The sequence below is a fragment of the Pseudomonas sp. GM78 genome (genome assembly GCF_000282475.1).
GTDB lineage: Bacteria > Pseudomonadota > Gammaproteobacteria > Pseudomonadales > Pseudomonadaceae > Aquipseudomonas.
Map to the genome: position 1 here is coordinate 1 of NZ_AKJF01000151.1, position 19,880 is coordinate 19,880.

Annotated in this window: 20 protein-coding genes; 9 read left to right on the forward strand and 11 right to left on the reverse strand. The window is 63.2% G+C overall.

Annotated elements, in window-relative coordinates:
* Positions 1-145: 145 nt before the first annotated feature.
* On the forward strand, positions 146-886 hold the full coding sequence (locus tag PMI35_RS07940) for a response regulator (protein WP_008063338.1): 741 nt from the start codon (positions 146-148) through the stop codon (positions 884-886).
* Between the two features lie 124 nt (positions 887-1,010).
* Complete coding sequence (locus PMI35_RS07935; RefSeq protein WP_008063340.1) at positions 1,011-1,223, forward strand: hypothetical protein; 213 nt, start codon at positions 1,011-1,013, stop codon at positions 1,221-1,223.
* A 67-nt stretch (positions 1,224-1,290) separates the two neighbouring features.
* Here PMI35_RS07935 and PMI35_RS07930 read toward each other — a convergent pair whose 3' ends face one another.
* From PMI35_RS07930 to PMI35_RS07880, 11 genes are all read right to left on the reverse strand, one after another.
* A complete protein-coding gene (locus PMI35_RS07930) occupies positions 1,291-2,721 on the reverse strand; it encodes an FAD/NAD(P)-binding protein (protein ID WP_008063342.1) in 1,431 nt (476 codons plus the stop codon).
* A 14-nt stretch (positions 2,722-2,735) separates the two neighbouring features.
* Positions 2,736-3,503: an ABC transporter ATP-binding protein gene (locus tag PMI35_RS07925; protein WP_008063344.1), complete on the reverse strand. Its 768-nt coding sequence runs from the start codon at positions 3,501-3,503 to the stop codon at positions 2,736-2,738.
* Positions 3,504-3,506: 3 nt separating this feature from the next.
* Complete coding sequence (locus tag PMI35_RS07920; protein WP_008063346.1) at positions 3,507-4,847, reverse strand: ABC transporter substrate-binding protein; 1,341 nt, start codon at positions 4,845-4,847, stop codon at positions 3,507-3,509.
* Positions 4,848-4,873: 26 nt separating this feature from the next.
* The gene (locus PMI35_RS07915; RefSeq protein ID WP_008063348.1) at positions 4,874-5,923 is read right to left on the reverse strand and encodes a branched-chain amino acid ABC transporter permease; all 1,050 of its coding nucleotides are present in this window, start codon (positions 5,921-5,923) and stop codon (positions 4,874-4,876) included.
* A gap of 4 nt (positions 5,924-5,927) precedes the next feature.
* Positions 5,928-6,809, reverse strand: coding sequence for a branched-chain amino acid ABC transporter permease (locus PMI35_RS07910; protein WP_008063349.1), 882 nt, complete (start codon positions 6,807-6,809; stop codon positions 5,928-5,930).
* Positions 6,809-7,585, reverse strand: a complete 777-nt coding sequence (locus PMI35_RS07905) for an ABC transporter ATP-binding protein (RefSeq protein ID WP_008063350.1) — start codon at positions 7,583-7,585, stop codon at positions 6,809-6,811. The genes PMI35_RS07910 and PMI35_RS07905 overlap by 1 nt, the downstream gene beginning before the upstream one ends.
* On the reverse strand, positions 7,582-8,487 hold the full coding sequence (locus PMI35_RS07900; protein ID WP_008063363.1) for an AMP-binding protein: 906 nt from the start codon (positions 8,485-8,487) through the stop codon (positions 7,582-7,584). The genes PMI35_RS07905 and PMI35_RS07900 overlap by 4 nt, the downstream gene beginning before the upstream one ends.
* Before the next feature lie 155 nt (positions 8,488-8,642).
* Positions 8,643-10,046 (reverse strand): LLM class flavin-dependent oxidoreductase, encoded by a 1,404-nt coding sequence (locus PMI35_RS07895; protein ID WP_008063364.1) that lies wholly within the window; start codon positions 10,044-10,046, stop codon positions 8,643-8,645.
* Positions 10,046-10,495 carry a hypothetical protein gene (locus PMI35_RS07890; protein WP_008063366.1) on the reverse strand — a complete coding sequence of 150 codons (450 nt, stop codon included), beginning with the start codon at positions 10,493-10,495 and terminating at the stop codon, positions 10,046-10,048. Before PMI35_RS07890 ends, PMI35_RS07895 begins: the two co-directional genes overlap by 1 nt.
* A 10-nt stretch (positions 10,496-10,505) precedes the next feature.
* Positions 10,506-11,723 (reverse strand): SfnB family sulfur acquisition oxidoreductase, encoded by a 1,218-nt coding sequence (locus PMI35_RS07885; RefSeq protein WP_008063376.1) that lies wholly within the window; start codon positions 11,721-11,723, stop codon positions 10,506-10,508.
* Positions 11,724-11,880: 157 nt separating this feature from the next.
* On the reverse strand, positions 11,881-12,444 hold the full coding sequence (locus PMI35_RS07880; RefSeq protein WP_008063378.1) for a helix-turn-helix domain-containing protein: 564 nt from the start codon (positions 12,442-12,444) through the stop codon (positions 11,881-11,883).
* Positions 12,445-12,528: 84 nt separating this feature from the next.
* Here PMI35_RS07880 and PMI35_RS07875 point away from each other — a divergent pair, with 84 nt between their 5' ends.
* From PMI35_RS07875 to PMI35_RS07845, 7 genes are all read left to right on the forward strand, one after another.
* On the forward strand, positions 12,529-13,464 hold the full coding sequence (locus PMI35_RS07875; protein ID WP_008063380.1) for a DMT family transporter: 936 nt from the start codon (positions 12,529-12,531) through the stop codon (positions 13,462-13,464).
* A 239-nt stretch (positions 13,465-13,703) separates the two neighbouring features.
* Positions 13,704-16,622: a monovalent cation/H+ antiporter subunit A gene (locus PMI35_RS07870; protein ID WP_008063381.1), complete on the forward strand. Its 2,919-nt coding sequence runs from the start codon at positions 13,704-13,706 to the stop codon at positions 16,620-16,622.
* Positions 16,622-16,966, forward strand: a complete 345-nt coding sequence (locus tag PMI35_RS07865; RefSeq protein ID WP_007986256.1) for a Na+/H+ antiporter subunit C — start codon at positions 16,622-16,624, stop codon at positions 16,964-16,966. Before PMI35_RS07870 ends, PMI35_RS07865 begins: the two co-directional genes overlap by 1 nt.
* Positions 16,963-18,648, forward strand: a complete 1,686-nt coding sequence (locus tag PMI35_RS07860; RefSeq protein WP_008063382.1) for a monovalent cation/H+ antiporter subunit D — start codon at positions 16,963-16,965, stop codon at positions 18,646-18,648. The genes PMI35_RS07865 and PMI35_RS07860 overlap by 4 nt, the downstream gene beginning before the upstream one ends.
* Positions 18,645-19,133: a Na+/H+ antiporter subunit E gene (locus PMI35_RS07855; protein WP_008063384.1), complete on the forward strand. Its 489-nt coding sequence runs from the start codon at positions 18,645-18,647 to the stop codon at positions 19,131-19,133. The genes PMI35_RS07860 and PMI35_RS07855 overlap by 4 nt, the downstream gene beginning before the upstream one ends.
* Positions 19,130-19,408, forward strand: a complete 279-nt coding sequence (locus PMI35_RS07850) for a K+/H+ antiporter subunit F (RefSeq protein ID WP_008063386.1) — start codon at positions 19,130-19,132, stop codon at positions 19,406-19,408. The genes PMI35_RS07855 and PMI35_RS07850 overlap by 4 nt, the downstream gene beginning before the upstream one ends.
* Positions 19,405-19,767: a Na+/H+ antiporter subunit G gene (locus PMI35_RS07845; RefSeq protein ID WP_008063389.1), complete on the forward strand. Its 363-nt coding sequence runs from the start codon at positions 19,405-19,407 to the stop codon at positions 19,765-19,767. Before PMI35_RS07850 ends, PMI35_RS07845 begins: the two co-directional genes overlap by 4 nt.
* Positions 19,768-19,880 lie beyond the last annotated feature (113 nt).

Consider the following 19,880-nt stretch of genomic DNA (forward strand, 5'->3'; position numbering starts at 1 on the left):
TCGCCGTAAGGGCGAAACCCTAGGTGGCCGTTACCGCAGGAATGGATATGTACTCCGACAAAAATATAGGTCGGCTGTCAGGCCGCCTTCGCTGGCAAGTCAGCGCCTACAAAATGTATCGTTGCAAAAAAATGAGGATCGACCAATGGACCACGTCAACCACATCCTGATCGTCGACGACGATCGCGAAATCCGCGAACTGGTCGGCAACTACCTGAAGAAAAACGGCCTGCGCACCACCGTGGTCGCCGACGGCCGGCACATGCGCAGCTTCCTCGAAGCCAACCAGGTCGACCTGATCGTGCTCGACATCATGCTGCCCGGGGACGACGGCCTGGTCCTGTGCCGCGAACTGCGTGCAGGCAAGCACAAAGCCACGCCGATCCTGATGCTCACCGCCCGCAACGACGAAACCGACCGCATCCTCGGCCTGGAAATGGGCGCCGACGACTACCTGACCAAACCCTTCGCCGCCCGCGAACTGCTGGCGCGGATCAACGCCGTATTGCGCCGCACCCGCATGCTGCCACCGAACCTGCTGATCAGCGAAAGCGGGCGGATGCTCGGCTTTGGCCGCTGGCGCCTGGACACCACCGCCCGTCACCTGCTGGACCAGGACGGTACCTTGGTGGCCCTCAGTGGCGCCGAATACCGCCTGCTGCGGGTGTTCCTCGATCACCCGCAACGGGTGCTGAGTCGCGACCAGTTGCTCAACCTGACCCAGGGCCGCGACTCCGACCTGTTCGACCGCTCGATCGACTTGCTGGTCAGCCGCCTGCGCCAACGACTCAAGGACGACTCGCGGGAATCGACCTACATCAAGACCGTGCGTAGCGAGGGCTACGTGTTCTCCTACCCGGTGGAAATGCTCGACGCACAGGCCTGAATGGCACCCGCCCGCCTACGAAGATCGACACACTCGATAACGACTATGCGCAAGGGTGTTTTTTCATCGCGATGCTCCAGCACTACAGTGGCCACATCTTCTCACCACGCTCTGGAGCAACACCATGAAAAGCCTCATCGGTCTCGGCTTCGCCCTTTCGGTTCTTGGCGCCACCAGCGCCATCGCCGCCCCTCACGCCACTGCGCCAGTTGTTGCAGCGGCAAAAGTCAGCCAACCGGCCACACTGAACGTGAACACCGTCAGCGCGGACCAGAAAGACAAACTCTACGTCGCGGAAAACCGTCCTGAGTTTGGCTCCAAATATCAGCGCTATTGATCGACGGTCTTGGGCTGCCTGAAACAAGAAACCCCGCCAGTGCGGGGTTTCTTCATTTGTGCGACGTTCAGGCTGTTGCCAGGCGCGCAGCCAACGCCTTGGCCTGACTGGCCACGTCCGTCACGGCGGTGCTTTCCCACCACATGCCGCGCAACGGTGGGCCCATGGCAAACAGTCGGCCGGCAGCCTGGCCGTCGGCATCCAGCACCGCACCGTCGACCTCGGCGGCAATCCCCAGCGCCAGGTGTCCCGGGCGGATCAGCCCCCGCGCCAGCAATTGCCGGGGTAATGGTCGCGCCACCCGTCGCCAGTCATATTCGATACCGCTGGAGTTGATCAATGCCGCGCCACTGACAACCACCGTTTGCGCTTCACCCCGCGGGCGAATACGAATATTCACTTCATTGCCCGAAGAAGGCTCCAGCCCTTTGAACGACGCGGCCTGAATGCGCAATCGTCCTTCCTTGTGCAGGCGCGCCACCAGTTCGGCGCTCAACGGCGGTGAGCGGTGATGATGACTTTCCCACCACGGTCGTACATGCCGCACGAACTGCCGGCGCTGTACGTCGCTGGCCTGACTCCACAAGCGCCCGATGTGCGCCCGTACCGTGTCCAGCGGTGCCTGCCAGTCAATGCCTTGGGCGATGGCGTCGCGGCAATGCCGGCGCAATTCACGCACCAGCTGGCGTGGCGTGCGAATGCTCTGATCCTCGGCCAGGAAATCCACCCAGGCCGGTGGTTGGCGCCGCACATGGGGCAGCAGGCCGTGCCGGGAAAACACTTCGATCGGCCCGCGATGCCCAGCCTGTTCCAGCGACACCACGGCATCGACCATGGTCAGCCCCGAGCCGATGATCAGCACCGTCGACTGCGGATCGAGCTGGCGCATCGCCGCCACGTCCCACGGGTCAAGGGCCGCCGCGTTCAAGCCGCTGGATTCGGTCTGCGGCGTGCGCGCGGCCGGGAACATCCCCGTGGCAAGCACGGCAAAAGCACCCTGCAGTCGCTGGCCGTCGCTCAAGGTCAGGCGGACCGATTGCGCATCGGTTTGCAGGTCAACCACCTCGGCTTGCACATGCTCGACCGTGGAGCCGTTCAACGCCCCCACGGCTTGCGCCTCGGCCAGACGTTGCTGCACGTAAAGGCCGAAAATCCCCCGGGGCGGGAACAGCTCGCTGATCGGTACATGCTGCTCATCCGACTCCGGCCAGCCGCCGACCGCGATGTAGTCGGTCAGCCATTGGGTCAGGTCATCGGCGTTGTCCGGGTCGACACTCATGCGCGCCGCGTTGCCGTTGAGCGTATGCCCCAGCTCCACGGCGCTGTAGGCCTCGCCGCGGCCCAGCTCGGCGCGCGGTTCGATCACCAGCACCTGGCGCTTGCCCGGCAGGCGCAACAGTTGCGCCGCCAGCATCGCGCCGCTGAGGCCGCCGCCGATGATCAGGATGTCCGCGTGACGGATGACGTCGGTCGCCTGTCCGTTTTGGGTTTCACTCATGCCGTTCTCACTGCTCAGTGTTTACCTAGATAGAAGTCATGCAGATCGCCCCGGGCCAGCAACGCGCTGGCGCTGCCGGACAACACCACCCGGCCGGTGTCGAGGACGTAGGCCGTGGCGGCGTACTTGAGCGCCACATTAATATTTTGCTCGGCAATCAGGAAGCTCACCTGCGCCTCGCGGTTGAGCTGGGCGACGATTTCGAAAATTTCCTGGACGATAATAGGCGCCAAACCCATGGAAGGTTCATCGAGCAGTACCAAAGTAGGACGCGTCATCAACGCGCGGCCGATGGCGACCATCTGCTGCTCGCCTCCGGAGGTGAGCCCGGCCTGGGTCTTGCGCTTGGTTCTCAGGCGCGGGAACCAGGCGTAGATGCGCTCCAGGTCCCGGGCCATGTCCTGGCGACTCAAGCCGCGGACGAAGCCGCCACTGCGCAGGTTGTCTTCCACCGTCAGTTGCGCAAAGACGTGCCGGCCCTCCAGTACGTGAACCATCCCCTGGCGCACCCGCAGGCTCGGATCGACCCCTGCGGTATCGCGCCCCAGGAACTCGATGCTGCCGCGACTGACCTCGGCCCGCTCGGCCCGCACCAGCCCGGAAATCGCCTTGAGCGTGGTGCTTTTGCCCGCGCCGTTGGCTCCGAGCAACGCGACGATGCCGCCCTTGGGCACCGTCAGCGACACGCCGGCCACGGCCAGGATCGCGCCGTCGTAGATCACTTCGATATCATTGACCCGCAACAGATCGTTGACGGCAATGTCACTGGCGGCTTGGCTCATGGCTTATTCATCTCCGGTGCAGGTGCGCGGTGTCAGGCCTTTTTCCTTGGCGAACGCGGCGGATTTCTCGTCGATCAATGGCCGCAACAATGCACGGTCGGCAGCGATCCAGTCGCTGATCAGCGTCCAGTTGGCGCCGTCCCACTGCTGCACCCGCGCCGAACCGCCACCCTCGTGATCCTTGCACGACAACTTGAGGTTCTGCATCAGGCCGAAGTAGCCCATGTCCTTGAGCCGCGCATCGTCGATATTCAAATGCTCCAGGCCCCAACGCCCCTCTTCACCGTTGAGCGGGCGCTTACCGAATTTGCCCTGGGCGGTGCGGATCGCTTCCACCGCCACGGCGGCATTCACCAGCCCGGAGTTGTAGTAGACGCTGCCGAAATTCTTCAGGTCCTTGAGGTCGCTCTTGCCCTTGTCGAGGATGTATTGCTTGAGGCGCTTGTGGATCTCGAAATCACTGCCGGCCGGGTACGGCGTCAGCGCCAGGTAGCCCTTGGCGGCTATGCCTGCGGGCAATACGTCTTCGCTGGAACTGGCCCAGATGTCGCCGACGATGTGGTCCACCGGGAAGCCGAAACGCGCGGCGGTCTTGACCGCCACCGGGGTCGACACGCCCCAGGTGCGCAGGAATACCCAGTCCGGGTTCAGCTGACGGATTTGCCGCCATTGCGCCGATTGTTCATTGCCCGGATCGGCCACTGGAATCTGGATGTTCTCGAAGCCGTACTTCTCGGCCAACAGCTTCAGCGGGCCCAGGGTTTCGCGGCCGTACGCCGAGTCGTGGTAGACCGTGGCGATTTTCTTGCCCTTGAGTTTGTCGAAGCCGCCCTCACGCTGGGCGATGTAGTTGATCAGGCTGGAGGCCTCGCTGTAGAAGGTCAGCATCACCGGGAAGTTGTACGGGAACACCGTGCCGTCGGTGGCTTCGGTGCGGCCGTAACCGAGGGTGATTAGCGGGATCTTGTCGACTTCCGCCCGTTCGCTCAGCGCATAGGCCGCAGGCGCGCCGTTGGGTGAATAGATCGCCACCGGCGCACCATCCAGGCCTTTCTTGAAGCGCTCGTAGCACTCGATGCCCTTCTCCGCCGTCCACTCGGTTTCGCATTCCTGCCAGACCAGTTTCACCCCGTTGATCCCGCCCTCCACCTCGTTGATGTAGTTCAGGTAGTCGAGCATGCCGGCCCAGACTTGCACGCCGCTGGAGGCGTAGGCGCCGACCCGGTAAGTGGCCAAGGGGAAAAACTGCTGGTCCGCCGAGGCCTGGACCATCGGTACTGCACTGCCGAAAACCGCCAGCGCCAACGCGGCGCCGAGCAGGGAACGTTTCAAGGATGCACGCATGTTGTCTCTCTGATAGGAGGAAGAATTCAGAAACGCAGCGGCCAGTGGCCCAGCCGTTCACGAAGATTGCCCAGCAGGCGGATCAAGCCTTCCGGTTCCTTGATCAGGAACAGGATGATCAGCACGCCGAAGATGATTTTTTGCAGGTTTTGCAGCTGCCCGGCATCCACCGCGCCACCGAGCAGGGCTTGGCCTGCGTGGCTGAGCAGGATCGGCAACAGGCTGATGAACGCCGCGCCGACGAAGTTGCCAGCGACGCTGCCCATACCGCCGATAATGATGATGAACAGGATCTGGAACGATCGATTGATATCGAAGCTGCTGGCACTGGCGGTACCCAGGTAGGCAAAGGCCCACAAGGCGCCGGCGATGCCCAGGTAGAACGAGCTGACGGCGAATGCCAGATGCTTGTAGCGCGCCACGGGAATGCCGATCACGGCTGCGGCGGTATCCATGTCGCGGATCGCCATCCAGTTGCGGCCGATCTGGCTTTTCACCAGGTTCAGCGCGACCCAGGTCAACAGCAGCACGGTGATCAGGGTCAGCCAATAGCGGCCCAGCGGTGTGTTCAGGTCATGGCCGAACAGCGCCAGTTTCGGCGCGGTAATGGTCCCGGACGAGCCGTAGTTGTAGAACCAGGGGAATTTGACGAACAACCACTCCAGGAAAAACTGCGCCGCCAGGGTGGTGACCATCAGGTAAAAGCCCTTGATCCGCGAACTCGGCAGCCCGAAGACAAAACCCACCAGCGCACTGATCAAACCGCCGCCGAGCAACGCCACCGGCAAACCCAGTTCAGGCAGGCGCAACAGAAACCCGTATGTGGCAAACGCCCCGACCGCCATGAACCCGGCCGCGCCGACCGAGGTCTGGCCGGTGTAGCCGGTGAGCAGGTTCAAGCCGAGCCCAGCCAGGGACAGCACCAGGAACGGAATCAAAATGGCGTTCAGCCAATAGTCGTTGCCGGTCAGTGGCACCACGACAAAGGCGATCAGCAACAAGCCGACCAGACCGAACGGCACGCGGCGCTGGACCAGCACCGCAGGAGCGGTTTCGCGGGTAAGGGAAATCGACATGGGTTCAGACTCGCTCGATGGCGCGCTCGCCGAACAGGCCGGCGGGACGGATGTAGAGGAAGGCCAGGGCCAGGACATAAGCGAACCACGGCGTGATACCGCCGCCGATCAATGGGCCGATGTAGACCTCGCCGAGGTTCTCCGCCGCACCGACGATCAGCCCGCCGACAATTGCCCCGCCAATTGAAGTGAAGCCGCCGATGATCAACACCGGCAACGCCTTGAGCACCACCAGCGACAGGGAAAACTGCACCCCTTGGCGCGCACCCCAGAGCAACCCGGCCACCAACCCGACCACCCCGGCCACGGCCCAGACGATCTGCCAGATACGGTTGAGGTTGATGCCGATGGACAGCGCGGCGGTGGTGTCATCCGCCACCGCCCGCAACGAGATGCCGATGCGGGTCTTGTTGAACAGCAGCGCCAGCACCGTCACCAGCACGATGGCCGCAGCGGCGGCGATCAGGTCGAACTGGCTGACCATCATCGCGCCGATGAACAGCGGCACGTCGTCGATGCCCAGGTCCAGCGCCCGTACCTGCGAGCCCATCAGGCCTTGCGCCAGGCCCTCGATGATGAAAGACAGGCCGAGGGTGGCCATAAACAGGGTGATCTGCGAGCGATTGACCAATGGCCGCAGCACCAGCCGTTCGATCAGCAGCGCGCCAATGATCATCACCAGCACCGTCAGCAGCAGTGCCAATGCAAACGGCACCCCCTGGTCATGCAGGCTGACGAAGGTCAGCGCGGCGAACAGCAGCATCGCGCCCTGGGCGAAATTGAACACACCGCTGGCCTTGTAGATCAGCACGAAGCCGATGGCGACCAGCGAATACATGGTGCCGGCGAGCAAGCCGCCGAGCAGGGTTTCGAAGAAGAACGTCATCAGTGCACCACTCCCAGATACGCCGCGATCACCTCGGGGTTGGCCTGCACCTGGGCAGGCGTGCCGTCGCCGACCTTGCGCCCGTAGTCGAGTACCACCACATGGTCGGACAGGCCCATCACCACGCTCATGTCGTGCTCGATCAACACCACCGTGGTGCCGAGGTCGCGGTTGATGTGGGTGATGAACCGGGCCATTTCCTGTTTTTCCTCGGCATTCATCCCGGCCATCGGCTCGTCGAGCAGCAACAGGCTGGGGCCTGCGATCAGGGCGCGCCCCAGTTCGACGCGCTTTTGCAGGCCATAGGAGAGATTGCCCACCGGCACATCGCGCTGGGCTTGCAGTTCGAGGAATTCGAGGATGCCCTGGGCCTGCTGGCGAAAGTCTTGTGCTTCACGCCGGGCACGGGGCAAACCCAGTGCCTGCTCGATGAAGCTGCTGCGCAGGTGACGCGACAGGCCGGTGAGCAGGTTGTCGATCACGCTCATTTTCTTGAACAGCGCGTTGTTCTGGAACGTGCGGCCAATGCCCCGGCGCGCGGCGCTCAAGGGATCGATGCGCTTGAAGGACTGTTGCTCGAACACGATCGCACCGGCATCGAAGCGGTACACGCCGTTAAGCACATTGAGCAACGAACTCTTGCCCGCGCCGTTGGGCCCGATCAACGCGCAGATCTCGCCACGGCGCACCTCGAACGACAGTTCGTTGATTGCCTTGACGCCTTTGAAGGACAGGGAAATACCGCTGACTTGCAGGATGGAATCGGTCGAGGTCATGCGATGTTCCGTTTGAATTCGGTGAGCCAGGCAGGTGTGGGTTGTGCTTGCGCCGGGCGCGTGGCTTGCCAGATGAAGTGCAGGTTGTGAAAGCCCAGCAGACGGCGAACGCGATTCTTGATCAGGCGTTGCAGGGGCTTTTGCGGTTGGGCGATGGCCCAGTCGCACAGCCGGCGGCGCCAGGTGCCCGGTGACGCGAGGCGGCTTTCGATTTCCGTGGCGAGCAATTGCAAGCGCTCGGCGGAGAGCAGCAGGCCTGTAGGCGCCACTTCGCGGCGATCACGACTGGCGCTGCCGGGGCTTTCCGGGAAGGCCAGGGTTTGCCCGCCACCGAGCCATTGTTCGAACAACACCGTCAGGCCATCGCGCCACTGGGTGCCCTCTTCACTCCACAACTGTTCGACGGACAGACCCAGACGCAAGCGTTGCGGGTGCTCTGTCGGGCCCAGCAGTTCGGCGAAGTCGAGCAGCGACTGGCCCTGGTCCTGCCACAGTTGCCGCGCCTGCCGGCCCTGCACAAAGGCGTGGGTAGGGCTGCTGCGCCACAGGACGTTGTGCAAGGCGGGGGCGTCGAAGTTGTCGGCGATGGCCAGCAGTTCCCCGCCGATCTGTTGCGCGGCCAGGGCCAGCAGCAAGAGGTTCGGTTCGAAGGCGCCACTGACGGCCAGCCGCGACGTTTCGCTGAAACGTTGCTGGCGCAAGCCATCGGCCAGGCGCTCGACATCGCGCAAGACATCGATCCAGCGCCAGGCAAACCATTGCCCGTGACGCTTGTGGCGCAATGCCGGCTGCAATGGGCTGACTTGCGCCCAATGGCGCAATTGCTCCAGCGCCCTGGGTGCGCTGACCTGCCATTCCCTGGTATCCGCAATCGGCGGACGCTTGAGTTCGTGCACGCTCATGGGTTGACCTCCTGTTCATGGGTAACTGGCGACATTGATGTTGGATGTGCCGACCTCATCGCGAGCAGGCTCACTCCTACAGGGGTTTTGCGGTGACCACAGAATTTGTGAGCGAACACCACAACCTGTAGGAGCGAGCCTGCTCGCGATGGCGTCTAGGCAGACACCACCTTCTTCTCCTGCTGCCGCAACCCCGCCAGGTCTCGATAACCGGCGCCCGGATGAATCTCCGGCAATCGCGCCCCCTCCCCAAACAGCTTCTCGCGCAAAGTCCCCGGCGCGTATTCGGTCTTGTACACCCCGCGTTTCTGCAACTCCGGCACCAACAACTCCACGGCATCGATGAAGGTTTCGTGGGTCAGTGCATAGGCCAGGTTGAAGCCGTCCACATCCGTCTCCTCGACCCACTCCTGCAACAGGTCGGCGACAGTTTCCGGGCTCCCCACAAACAACGGGCCAAAGCCACCGATGCCCACCCAGTCGGCCAGTTCATTCGGGGTCCAGACCTTGTTCGGATCCGCCGTGGAAAACGCCTCCACCGCCGATTGAATGGCGTTGGTGTGCACATGCTTGAGCGGTTCATCCGGCTTGAACTGGCTGAAATCGATGCCGGTCCAGCCGGAAATCAGCGCCATTGCGCCTTCATAGCTGACCCAGCTCTTGTATTCCTCGAACTTGGCCTTGGCCTTGGCGTCGGTCTCGCCGAGGATCACCGTCTGCAGGTTGAAAATCAGGATCTTCGACGGGTCACGCCCGGCCTGCGCCGCACGCCTGCGGATATCGGCCACGGTTTTCTTCAGCAGCACTTTCGACGGCGCGGCGACGAACACGCACTCGGCATGCTCGGCGGCGAACTGCTTGCCGCGGCTCGACGCCCCGGCCTGATATAAAACCGGGGTGCGTTGCGGCGAGGGCTCGCAGAGATGGATCCCCGGCACCTGGAAGTGTTTGCCGACATGCTGGATCTCGTGGATTTTGCTCGGGTCGCTGAAGATCCGCCGCTCACGGTCGCGCAGGATGGCGCCCTCTTCCCAGCTGCCTTCCCACAGCTTGTAGCAAACCTCCAGGTACTCCTCGGCGAAGTCGTAGCGGGCGTCGTGTTCGGTCTGGGCTTTCTGCCCGAGGTTCTTCGCGCCGCTCTCCAGGTACGAGGTCACGATGTTCCAGCCGGCACGGCCCTTGGTCAGGTGATCGAGGGTCGACAGGCGGCGGGCGAACGGGTACGGATGCTCGAACGACAGCGACGCGGTCAGGCCAAAGCCCAGGTGCTCGGTCACCAGCGCCATCGGCGGGATCAGTTGCAGCGGGTCATTGACCGGCACCTGGGCCGCCTGGCGGATCGCCGCATCGCCGTTGCCGTTGTAGACGTCATAGATGCCCAGCACATCGGCGATGAACAGGCCGTCGAACTTGCCGCGCTCGAGGATTTTCGCCAGGTCGGTCCAGTACTCCAGGTCCTTGTACTGCCACGAACGATCCCGCGGATGCGCCCACAACCCCGGCGACTGGTGGCCGACGCAGTTCATGTCGAAAGCATTGAGACGAATTTCACGGGCCATCAAACGACTCCCTTGGTGGATGTGTGCAAGCTGGGTGGGTGAATGCCGTTGAGGCGAAAGTTGCCGATGAGCTGCAGCTTCCCGCGCAGCGGGTCGTGGAGTGAACCGGGCAACGCGGTGCGCTGGCCCGTGAGTTCGAATTCGGCATTGCTGGCAGTGCTCAATGCCTCGGCGCTGGCCAGGCGGGATTCGGCGACGGCGATGCTGACTTCGATGTCGTCGGTGCCACTGGCGAGGAATTCTTCGGCGCGCTCCAGCAGCGCAGCGGCGACTTCGATGCGGATGTGCACATCGCCAAAACGGCTGATGACCAAAGGATCGTCGGCTACCTGAGTGTGCTGGCGGACGAAACCCAAGGTCGCATCGGACAAGCTGCGGGCGTTTTGCAGATCGTGCCGGCTGTTGGCCAAAGGTTGTTCGGCGGCAATCGGTTGGGTCAAGGCGTTCATGGTGGGCTCCTCAGTTCCAGGCGTGGCGCGCAGGCTTCACGCCGTTGAGCAGGTAGTTGCCGATCAGGTGGAATTTCCAGCGCGCCGGGTCGTGCAGGGTGTGGGTGCGGGCGTTGCGCCAGTGACGGTCGAGGTTGTATTTGCCGAGCACCGAGCGGGTACCGGCCAGTTCGAAGAGCTTGCTGCTGGTGAGCAAGGCGATTTCGGTGGACAGCACTTTGGCCTGGGCGACCACCACCGAGGCGTGGGCCACCGTGTCTTCATTGGCGTCGAGCAACGCGGCGTCGATGGCCTGGCCGGCCTTTTTCAGGATCGCTTCGGTGCCATGCACACGCCATTCGAGATCGCCGATGGCGGCAATGCTGAACGGGTCCTGCCAGCCGTGATCCTGCCCGCTGTCGATCCATGGCCGGGCTTCACGGGCGTAGCGTTTGGTCTCTTCCAGGGCACCCACGGCGATACCGGTGTCCACGGCGGCCTGGATGATTTGCGAGATCGGGCCGTCGGCGGTCGGCTCATCGAAGGCTTTGTGGGCCGGGATCACCGCGCTGAGCGGAACCTTCACCGCGTCCAGGGTCACACCTCCGCTGGCGGTGGTGCGCTGGCCGAAACCGTCCCAACTGTCGATCACGGTCAAGCCGGGATTGTCGCGCTCGATAAAGGCGATGAAGGCCTGGTTCTGCTCATTGACCGCCACCGCCGGCACGATGTGCGCGAACAGGGCGCCGGTGCAGTAGAACTTCTCGCCGTCGATTTGCGCGCTGTCGTCGTTGAAGCGGATTCGGGTTTCGAAGGCCCCGGCGTTCTTGCTTTTCGATTCCGAGAAGGCGTTGCCGAAGCGATAACCCTGCAGGACTTTGTCGAAGTAGTAGCGCTTCTGCTCTTCGCTGGCGGTTTGCACCAGGATGTCGAGCACGCCGAGGTGATTTTGCGGGATCTGGCCCAGGGACGAGTCGGCGGCGGAAATGATCTTGATCACTTCGGCGACGGTCACATAAGACACACCGGCGCCACCGTAGGCTTTAGGCACGGTGATGCCCCACAGGCCGCTGGCGGAGAACTCATCGAGCTCGACAACCGGCAGGCGGCGCTCGCGATCGCGCACGCTGGCTTCGACGGCGAAACGCGCCGCGAGCTTGTGGGCGACGGCAATCGCTTCCGCATCCGAGCGGATCACATGGGCAGGGCTCACATTGGCCGAGCGGTGGGATGGGGCTGAGGCTGTCATGGGCCGACTCCGGGTTCTGGGTGAATGCACCAGAGCTTTTGCAGGAGTCGTGCCTGAAATTAAATTCGTTATTTTTCAGTTATTTAACGAACTATTAGAGAAAAGCTTTCAGCTTCAGAACAGCAAAGTGTTTATCCAGTGTTGATCGGCCAACAGTTCAGATCACCACATTGCGCACAAAGCGCACCGCCACGTCTCCCTCGTTGCGATAGGAATGAGGCTGATTGCTGGCGAACATGAAGAACTCGCCGGCGGCAATTTTGTGCGGCACATCGCCGACCATCAGCGTCAGGCAACCTTCGAAGACGTAGAACTGTTCGCTCCAGCCTTCGGCGTCCGGCTCCGACGGGTAATGCTCTCCCGGTTCCAGGCGCCATTCCCAGAGTTCGACTTCACGGGTGGCATTGGCCTTGGCCAGCAGCACGGCCTTGCTGCCGGGGATGGTACCGGCCCAGGCCAGCTCGTTGATGCGACTGTGGTCGCGCACGTCGGGGGCCTGGATCAGGTCGCTGAAGGCCACGTCCAGCGCTTCGGCCACACGGTCGAGGGTGGTCAGGCTGACGTTCTTTTCGCCGGCCTCGATCGCCACCAGCATCCGGCGACTGACACCGGATTTTTCCGCCAACGCGGTCTGGCTCATATCGGCGGCATGGCGCAAACGCCGAATATTCTGGCTGACGTGCTGCAGGACCGAAGCCCGGGGCGAGGAATCTTTGTGCACTATATTGCTCACTTGATGGTGTTGCGCAGTATACTGCCCAACTTCGGGCGCATTGTGCGTCCCCCTTAAATAGTGTGCAAGATCATGACGTCGGCGAACTCCTCCCAGGCTCCCTCCCGTTTCCTGCGGCTCAGCAAGGCCGAGTGCGTGCTGGTGTTGATCACCATGGTCTGGGGCGGGACCTTTTTGCTGGTCCAGCATGCGATGACCGTCAGCGGCCCGATGTTTTTCGTCGGCCTGCGCTTTGCCGCCGCCGCGATCATCGTCGCCCTGTTCTCCTGGCGCAGCCTGCGGCAGTTGACCTTGTTCGAACTCAAGGCCGGCGCCTTCATCGGCGTGGCGATCATGCTCGGCTACGGCTTGCAGACGGTCGGATTGCAGAGCATTCCCAGCAGCCAGTCGGCGTTCATTACCGCGTTGTACGTGCCCTTTGTGCCGTTGCTGCAGTGGCTGGTGTTGGGTCGTCGACCGGGGTTGATGCCGAGTATTGGCATCATGCTGGCCTTTACCGGGTTGATGCTGCTGTCGGGGCCTTCCGGTGCGGCATTGAATTTCAGCCCCGGTGAAATCGCCACATTGATCAGCGCCATTGCCATTGCGGCAGAGATCATTCTGATCAGCAACTTCGCCGGCCAGGTCGATGTGAAGCGGGTGACCGTGGTGCAATTGGCGGTCACTTCGCTGCTGTCGTTCCTGATGGTGGTGCCGACCCAGGAACAGATTCCGGGTTTCTCCTGGTTGCTGTTGTCCAGTGCCCTGGGGTTGGGCGCGGCGAGTGCGGCGATCCAGGTGGCGATGAACTGGGCGCAGAAGAGTGTTTCGCCGACCCGGGCCACCTTGATCTACGCCGGTGAGCCGGTGTGGGCCGGGATTGTCGGGCGGATCGCCGGGGAGCGTTTGCCGGCGATTGCGTTGGTGGGGGCGGGGTTGATCGTGGCGGCGGTGATTGTCAGTGAGTTGAAGACCAAGGGTAAGACGGCTGAGGCTGAGGAAGCGCTGGAGCGGGAAACCCAGGGTTGAGCCGCAATATTTGCTGCGTTTGATAGATGGCTATCGCGAGCAGGCTCACTCCTACATGGGAATGCGTTCCTCTGTAGGAGTGAGCCTGCTCGCGATAGCGTCGGAACGTTCACCCCAAATGAAACAATGTTAAACACGACTTTTCCGTCTACCTTGTAGGATTCTGCGACAGCTTGGCGTTTGGTGATCCGGGAGCTGGCACGTATGATGCTTCACAAACTTCCGCAGATTAGAAGCCTATGTCCCTGATAGTTCTACTGCTTCTGCCTTTCATAGGCAGCTGTCTGGCAGCGGTGTTGCCACACAACGCGCGAAATACCGAATCACTTCTGGCTGGCCTGGTTGCCTTGATCGGCACTGTCCAGGTCGCCCTCCTGTACCCGCAAATCGCCCATGGCGGCGTCATCCGCGAAGAATTTTTCTGGCTGCCGAGCCTTGGCCTGAACTTCGTCCTGCGCATGGACGGTTTCGCCTGGCTGTTCTCGATGCTGGTGCTGGGCATCGGCACCCTGGTGTCGCTGTACGCCCGCTACTACATGTCGCCGGACGATCCGGTGCCGCGTTTCTTCGCGTTTTTCCTGGCGTTCATGGGCGCCATGCTCGGGCTGGTGATCTCCGGCAACCTGATCCAGATCGTGTTTTTCTGGGAGCTGACCAGCCTCTTCTCGTTCCTGCTGATCGGCTATTGGCACCACCGCGCCGACGCCCGGCGCGGCGCCTACATGGCGCTGATGGTCACCGGCGCGGGCGGCCTGTGCCTGCTGGCGGGGGTCATGTTGCTTGGCCATGTGGTCGGCAGCTATGACCTGGACAAGGTCCTGGCCGCCGGCGACCTGATTCGCGCCCATGCCCTCTACCCCATCCTGCTGCCACTGATCCTGATCGGCGCGCTGAGCAAAAGCGCGCAATTCCCCTTCCACTTCTGGCTGCCCCACGCCATGGCGGCGCCGACACCGGTTTCGGCCTATCTGCACTCGGCGACCATGGTCAAGGCCGGGGTGTTCCTGCTGGCCCGGCTGTGGCCGTCGCTCTCGGGCAGTGAAGAATGGTTCTACATCGTCAGCGGCGCCGGTGCCGCCACCCTGTTGCTCGGCGCGTATTGCGCGATGTTCCAGAACGACCTCAAGGGCCTGCTAGCGTATTCGACCATCAGCCACCTGGGCCTGATCACCCTGCTGCTGGGCCTGAACAGCCCGCTGGCCGCCGTGGCCGCGGTGTTCCACATCCTCAACCACGCCACGTTCAAGGCCTCGCTGTTCATGGCCGCCGGGATCATCGACCACGAAAGTGGCACCCGCGACATCCGCAAGCTGAGCGGCCTGTACAAGCTGATGCCGTTTACCGCCACCCTGGCCATGGTCGCCAGTGCCTCCATGGCCGGCGTACCGCTGCTCAACGGCTTCCTGTCCAAGGAGATGTTCTTCGCCGAGACCGTGTTCATCAACGCCACGGCCTGGATCGAAGCCACCCTGCCGATCGTCGCGACCATCGCCGGGACCTTCAGTGTCGCCTACTCCCTGCGGTTCACCGTTGACGTGTTCTACGGCCCGACCGCCACCGACCTGCCCCACACCCCGCACGAGCCGCCGCGCTGGATGCGCGCGCCGGTCGAATTGCTGGTGTTCGCTTGCCTGGTGGTGGGGATCTTCCCGGCGCAAGTGGTCGGCCCCTTGCTCGCCGCGGCCGCGCAACCGGTCGTGGGCGGCACCTTGCCCGAGTACAGCCTGGCAATCTGGCACGGCTTGAACGCGCCGATGATCATGAGCCTGATCGCCATGTCCGGCGGCATCCTGCTGTACCTGCTACTGCGCAAACAGCTCAAGCGCGGGCGCTTCCACTACCCGCCGCTGATTGGCCGCTTCAACGGCAAGCGCCTGTTCGAACGCAGCCTGGTGCTGATGATGCGCCTGGCCCGACGCCTGGAACCGCTGATCAGCACCCGGCGCCTGCAGATGCAATTGTTCCTGATGGTGCTCGCCGCGGTCCTGGCCGGGTTGATCCCGATGCTGCACAGCAGCCTGCACTGGGGCGACCGGCCGAAGATTCCGGGCTCGATCGTGTTCGTCATCCTCTGGCTGCTGGCGATTGCCTGCGCCCTCGGCGCCGCCTACCAGGCCAAATATCATCGTCTGGCCGCCCTGACCATGGTCAGCGTCTGCGGCCTGATGACCTGCGTGACCTTCGTCTGGTTCTCGGCTCCGGACCTGGCATTGACGCAACTGGTGGTCGAAGTGGTGACCACGGTGCTGATCCTGTTGGGCCTGCGCTGGCTGCCACGGCGGATCGAAGAGGTTTCGCCGCTGCCGAGCAGCCTGCGCAAGGCGCGCATCCGCCGTATCCGCGACTTGCTGCTGTCGGCCGTGGTCGGCGGCGGCATGGCCTTGCTGGCCTATGCGATGCTGACCCGGCAGACACCGAACGACATTTCCTCGTTCTACCTGAGCCGCGCCCTGCCCGAAGGCGGCGGCAGCAACGTGGTCAACGTGATGCTCGTGGACTTCCGCGGCTTCGACACCCTGGGTGAAATCACCGTGCTGGTGGCGGTGGCCCTGACCGTCTTCGCCCTGCTGCGACGTTTCCGCCCGCCGAAGGAAAGCCTGCAGTTGCCGGCCCAGCAGCGCCTGCTCGCACCCGACGTGGTCACCGACCTGGTCAACCCGCGTCACGCCAGCGACACCGCGCTCGGCTTCATGATGGTCCCGGCGGTGCTGGTGCGCCTGCTGCTGCCGATTGCCCTGGTGGTCTCGTTCTACCTGTTCATGCGCGGGCACAACCAGCCGGGCGGCGGTTTTGTCGCGGGCCTGGTGATGTCGGTGGCGTTCATCCTGCAATACATGGTCGCCGGCACCCAGTGGGTCGAAGCGCAAATGAGCCTGCGACCGCTGCGCTGGATGAGCGTCGGCCTGCTGTTCGCCACCGTCACCGGCCTGGGTGCGATGGTCGTCGGCTACCCGTTCCTGACCACCCACACCTGGCATTTCAACCTGCCGCTGCTGGGCGACATTCACCTGGCCAGTGCGCTGTTCTTTGACGTCGGCGTATACGCCGTGGTGGTCGGTTCGACGCTGTTGATCCTCACCGCCCTCGCCCACCAATCGGTGCGGGGTCACAAGACCGCGGCCCAGCCCAAACTTGCCGTCATCAAGGAGGCTGTCTGATGGAAGAAGTCATCGCCATCGCCATCGGCGTCCTGGCCGCGTCCGGCGTCTGGTTGATCCTGCGTCCGCGGACGTTCCAGGTGGTCATGGGCCTGTGCCTGCTGTCCTATGGCGTCAACCTGTTCATCTTCAGCATGGGCAGCCTGTTCATCGGCAAGGAGCCGATCATCAAGGACGGCGTGCCCCAGGATCTGCTGCACTACACCGACCCGCTGCCGCAAGCGCTGGTACTGACCGCCATCGTCATCAGCTTCGCCATGACCGCGTTGTTCCTGGTGGTCTTGCTGGCTTCGCGCGGCCTGACCGGCACCGACCATGTGGATGGCCGGGAGCCTAAAGAATGAATCCGATGTCGCACCTGATCGCCGCGCCCATCCTGCTGCCGCTGCTGACCGCCGCGATCATGCTGATGCTCGGCGAGAAACATCGCCCGCTCAAAGCCAGGATCAACCTGTTCTCCAGCCTGCTCGGGCTGGGCATTTCAGTCTTGCTGTTGCAATGGACGCAAACCACCGACATTCCCGGCTCCATCGGCGTGTACCTGCCGGGCAACTGGCAAGTGCCGTTCGGCCTGGTGCTGGTGGTCGATCGCCTGTCGGCACTGATGCTGGTGCTGACCGGCATTATCGGCGTCTGTGCGCTACTGTTCGCCATGGCGCGCTGGGACAGTGCCGGTTCGAGCTTCCACGCGCTGTTCCAGATCCAGTTGATGGGCCTCTACGGCGCCTTCCTGACGGCGGACCTGTTCAACCTGTTCGTGTTTTTCGAAGTACTGCTGGCCGCGTCCTATGGCCTGATGCTACATGGCTCGGGCCGGGCGCGGGTGTCGTCGGGGCTGCATTACATCTCGATCAACCTGCTGGCTTCGACCTTGTTCCTGATTGGCGCGGCGCTGATCTACGGCGTCACCGGCACCCTGAACATGGCCGACCTGGCGCTGAAGATCCCGCTGGTGCCCGAGGCCGATCGTGGCCTGCTTCACGCGGGCGCGGGCATCCTGGCGGTGGCGTTCCTGGCCAAGGCCGGGATGTGGCCGCTGAATTTCTGGCTGGTGCCGGCGTACTCCTCGGCCAGCGCACCAGTGGCGGCGATGTTCGCGATCATGACCAAGGTCGGCATCTACACCCTGCTGCGCCTGTGGACCCTGCTGTTTTCCGGCCAGGCTGGCGCCTCGGCGTACTTCGGTGGCGACTGGCTGATCTACGGCGGCATGGCCACCATCGTCGGCGCGGCAGTGGCGATCCTCGCGGCCCAACGCCTGGAACGCATGGCCAGCCTGAGCATCCTGGTGTCGGCGGGGATCCTGCTGGCGGCGATCGGCTTCGGCCAGCCCAACCTGATCGGTGCAGCGCTGTTTTATGTGGTCAGCTCGACCCTGGCGCTGAGCGCGCTGTTCCTGCTGGCGGAGCTGATCGAACGCTCGCGCTCGGCCAACGAAATGCCCCTGGAAGATGAAAACGAAATGCTGCCACGGCCGCTGGAATCGTTGCATCCGGTCAAAGGCATCAACCTCGACGACGACCAGAAAGCCGTGGTCGGCCAGGTGATCCCCTGGACCATGGCGTTCCTCGGCTTGAGCTTCATCGCCTGCGCCCTGCTGATCATCGGCATGCCACCGCTGTCCGGGTTCATCGGCAAGCTCAGCCTGCTCAGCGCCCTGCTCAACCCGATGGGCCTGGGCAACGCTGGCGACGCGCCGGTATCGAATGCCGCGTGGGGCTTGCTGGCGCTGCTGATCCTCTCGGGCCTGGCCTCATTGATCGCCTTTTCCCGCGTGGGCATCCAGCGTTTCTGGACCCCGGCAGAGCGCCCCTCGCCCATGCTCCGGCGCCTGGAGTGCGTGCCGATTTTCGCGCTGCTGGGCCTGTGCATCCTGCTCACGCTCAAGGCCGAACCGCTGCTGCGTTACACCCAGGCGGCCGCCAACGCCTTGAACAACCCGCAGCAGTATGTGATGGCCGTGCTCGGCACCCGCGTGGTGCCCGGCCCGCAAACCAGTGCGGCGCTGCTGGAGGTGCAACCATGAAGCGCCTGCTGCCTGCGCCATGGCTGTCGCTGGCCCTGTGGCTGTTGTGGTTGCTGCTGAACCTGTCTCTCAGCCCCGGCAACCTGCTGCTGGGCGCCCTGCTGGGGTTTTGCGCGCCCTTGATGATGCGCAAGCTGCGCCCGCTGCCGATCCGCATTCGGCGGCCCGGGGTGATCCTGCGCCTGTTCCTGCTGGTCGGTCGCGATGTGCTGGTGTCCAACCTGGCGGTCGCCTTCGGCGTACTCAATGCCAGCCGCCGGCCGCCGCGCTCAGGGTTCGTCAAGGTGCCGCTGGACCTGCGCGACGCCAACGGCCTGGCCGCGCTGGCGATGATCTGCACGGTGGTCCCCGGCACGGTCTGGTCGGAACTGGCGCTGGACCGCAGCATCCTGCTGCTGCACGTCTTCGACCTGGATGACGAAGCGCTGTTCATCCAGCACTTCAAGGCGACCTACGAGCGCCCCCTGATGGAGATCTTCGAATGAGCAGCCTGCTGTCCAACGCGATCCTGCTGAGCCTGTTCCTGTTTTGCGTGGCGATGATCCTGACCCTGATCCGCCTGTTCAAGGGCCCTTCGGCCCAGGACCGGGTCCTGGCCCTGGATTACCTGTACATCGTGGCGATGCTGATGATGCTGACGCTGGGCATTCGCTATGCCAGTGACACCTACTTCGAGGCCGCGTTGCTGATCGCGCTGTTCGGATTCGTCGGTTCGTTCGCCCTGGCGAAATTCCTCCTGCGTGGCGAGGTGATCGAATGAGTGCGCCATTGTCCCTGTGGGTGGAAATACCCGTGGCTATCCTGCTGGTGCTCGGCAGCCTGTTTGCCCTCATTGGCGCCACTGGTCTGTTGCGGATGAAGGATTACTTCCAGCGCATGCATCCACCGGCCCTGGCCTCGACCCTGGGCGCATGGTGCGTGGCCCTGGCCTCGATCATCTTCTTTTCAGCCCTCAAGTCCGGGCCGGTGCTGCATGCCTGGCTGATTCCGATCCTGCTGGCGATCACCGTACCGGTGACCACCTTGTTGCTGGCTCGGGCGGCTTTGTTTCGCAAACGCATGGCTGGGGATGATGTGCCGGCGGAGGTTTCGAGTCGGCGTACGGAGAGTGGGGGGTGATTGAAAGAGCTTTGGTGTACATATCCATTGCTGCGGTAACGGCCACTTATGGTTTCGCCCTTACGGCGACTCCCTTTTTCAAACGCCAAAAAGGAAGCAAAAGGCTTTGCCCC

Coding starts and splice junctions, on each gene's coding strand:
- PMI35_RS07940 (WP_008063338.1), top strand. CDS start 146: ATGGACCACGTCAACCACATCCTGATCGTCGACGACGATCGCGAAATC.
- PMI35_RS07935 (WP_008063340.1), top strand. CDS start 1,011: ATGAAAAGCCTCATCGGTCTCGGCTTCGCCCTTTCGGTTCTTGGCGCC.
- PMI35_RS07930 (WP_008063342.1), bottom strand. CDS start 2,721: ATGAGTGAAACCCAAAACGGACAGGCGACCGACGTCATCCGTCACGCG.
- PMI35_RS07925 (WP_008063344.1), bottom strand. CDS start 3,503: ATGAGCCAAGCCGCCAGTGACATTGCCGTCAACGATCTGTTGCGGGTC.
- PMI35_RS07920 (WP_008063346.1), bottom strand. CDS start 4,847: ATGCGTGCATCCTTGAAACGTTCCCTGCTCGGCGCCGCGTTGGCGCTG.
- PMI35_RS07915 (WP_008063348.1), bottom strand. CDS start 5,923: ATGTCGATTTCCCTTACCCGCGAAACCGCTCCTGCGGTGCTGGTCCAG.
- PMI35_RS07910 (WP_008063349.1), bottom strand. CDS start 6,809: ATGACGTTCTTCTTCGAAACCCTGCTCGGCGGCTTGCTCGCCGGCACC.
- PMI35_RS07905 (WP_008063350.1), bottom strand. CDS start 7,585: ATGACCTCGACCGATTCCATCCTGCAAGTCAGCGGTATTTCCCTGTCC.
- PMI35_RS07900 (WP_008063363.1), bottom strand. CDS start 8,487: ATGAGCGTGCACGAACTCAAGCGTCCGCCGATTGCGGATACCAGGGAA.
- PMI35_RS07895 (WP_008063364.1), bottom strand. CDS start 10,046: ATGGCCCGTGAAATTCGTCTCAATGCTTTCGACATGAACTGCGTCGGC.
- PMI35_RS07890 (WP_008063366.1), bottom strand. CDS start 10,495: ATGAACGCCTTGACCCAACCGATTGCCGCCGAACAACCTTTGGCCAAC.
- PMI35_RS07885 (WP_008063376.1), bottom strand. CDS start 11,723: ATGACAGCCTCAGCCCCATCCCACCGCTCGGCCAATGTGAGCCCTGCC.
- PMI35_RS07875 (WP_008063380.1), top strand. CDS start 12,529: ATGACGTCGGCGAACTCCTCCCAGGCTCCCTCCCGTTTCCTGCGGCTC.
- PMI35_RS07870 (WP_008063381.1), top strand. CDS start 13,704: ATGTCCCTGATAGTTCTACTGCTTCTGCCTTTCATAGGCAGCTGTCTG.
- PMI35_RS07865 (WP_007986256.1), top strand. CDS start 16,622: ATGGAAGAAGTCATCGCCATCGCCATCGGCGTCCTGGCCGCGTCCGGC.
- PMI35_RS07860 (WP_008063382.1), top strand. CDS start 16,963: ATGAATCCGATGTCGCACCTGATCGCCGCGCCCATCCTGCTGCCGCTG.
- PMI35_RS07855 (WP_008063384.1), top strand. CDS start 18,645: ATGAAGCGCCTGCTGCCTGCGCCATGGCTGTCGCTGGCCCTGTGGCTG.
- PMI35_RS07850 (WP_008063386.1), top strand. CDS start 19,130: ATGAGCAGCCTGCTGTCCAACGCGATCCTGCTGAGCCTGTTCCTGTTT.
- PMI35_RS07845 (WP_008063389.1), top strand. CDS start 19,405: ATGAGTGCGCCATTGTCCCTGTGGGTGGAAATACCCGTGGCTATCCTG.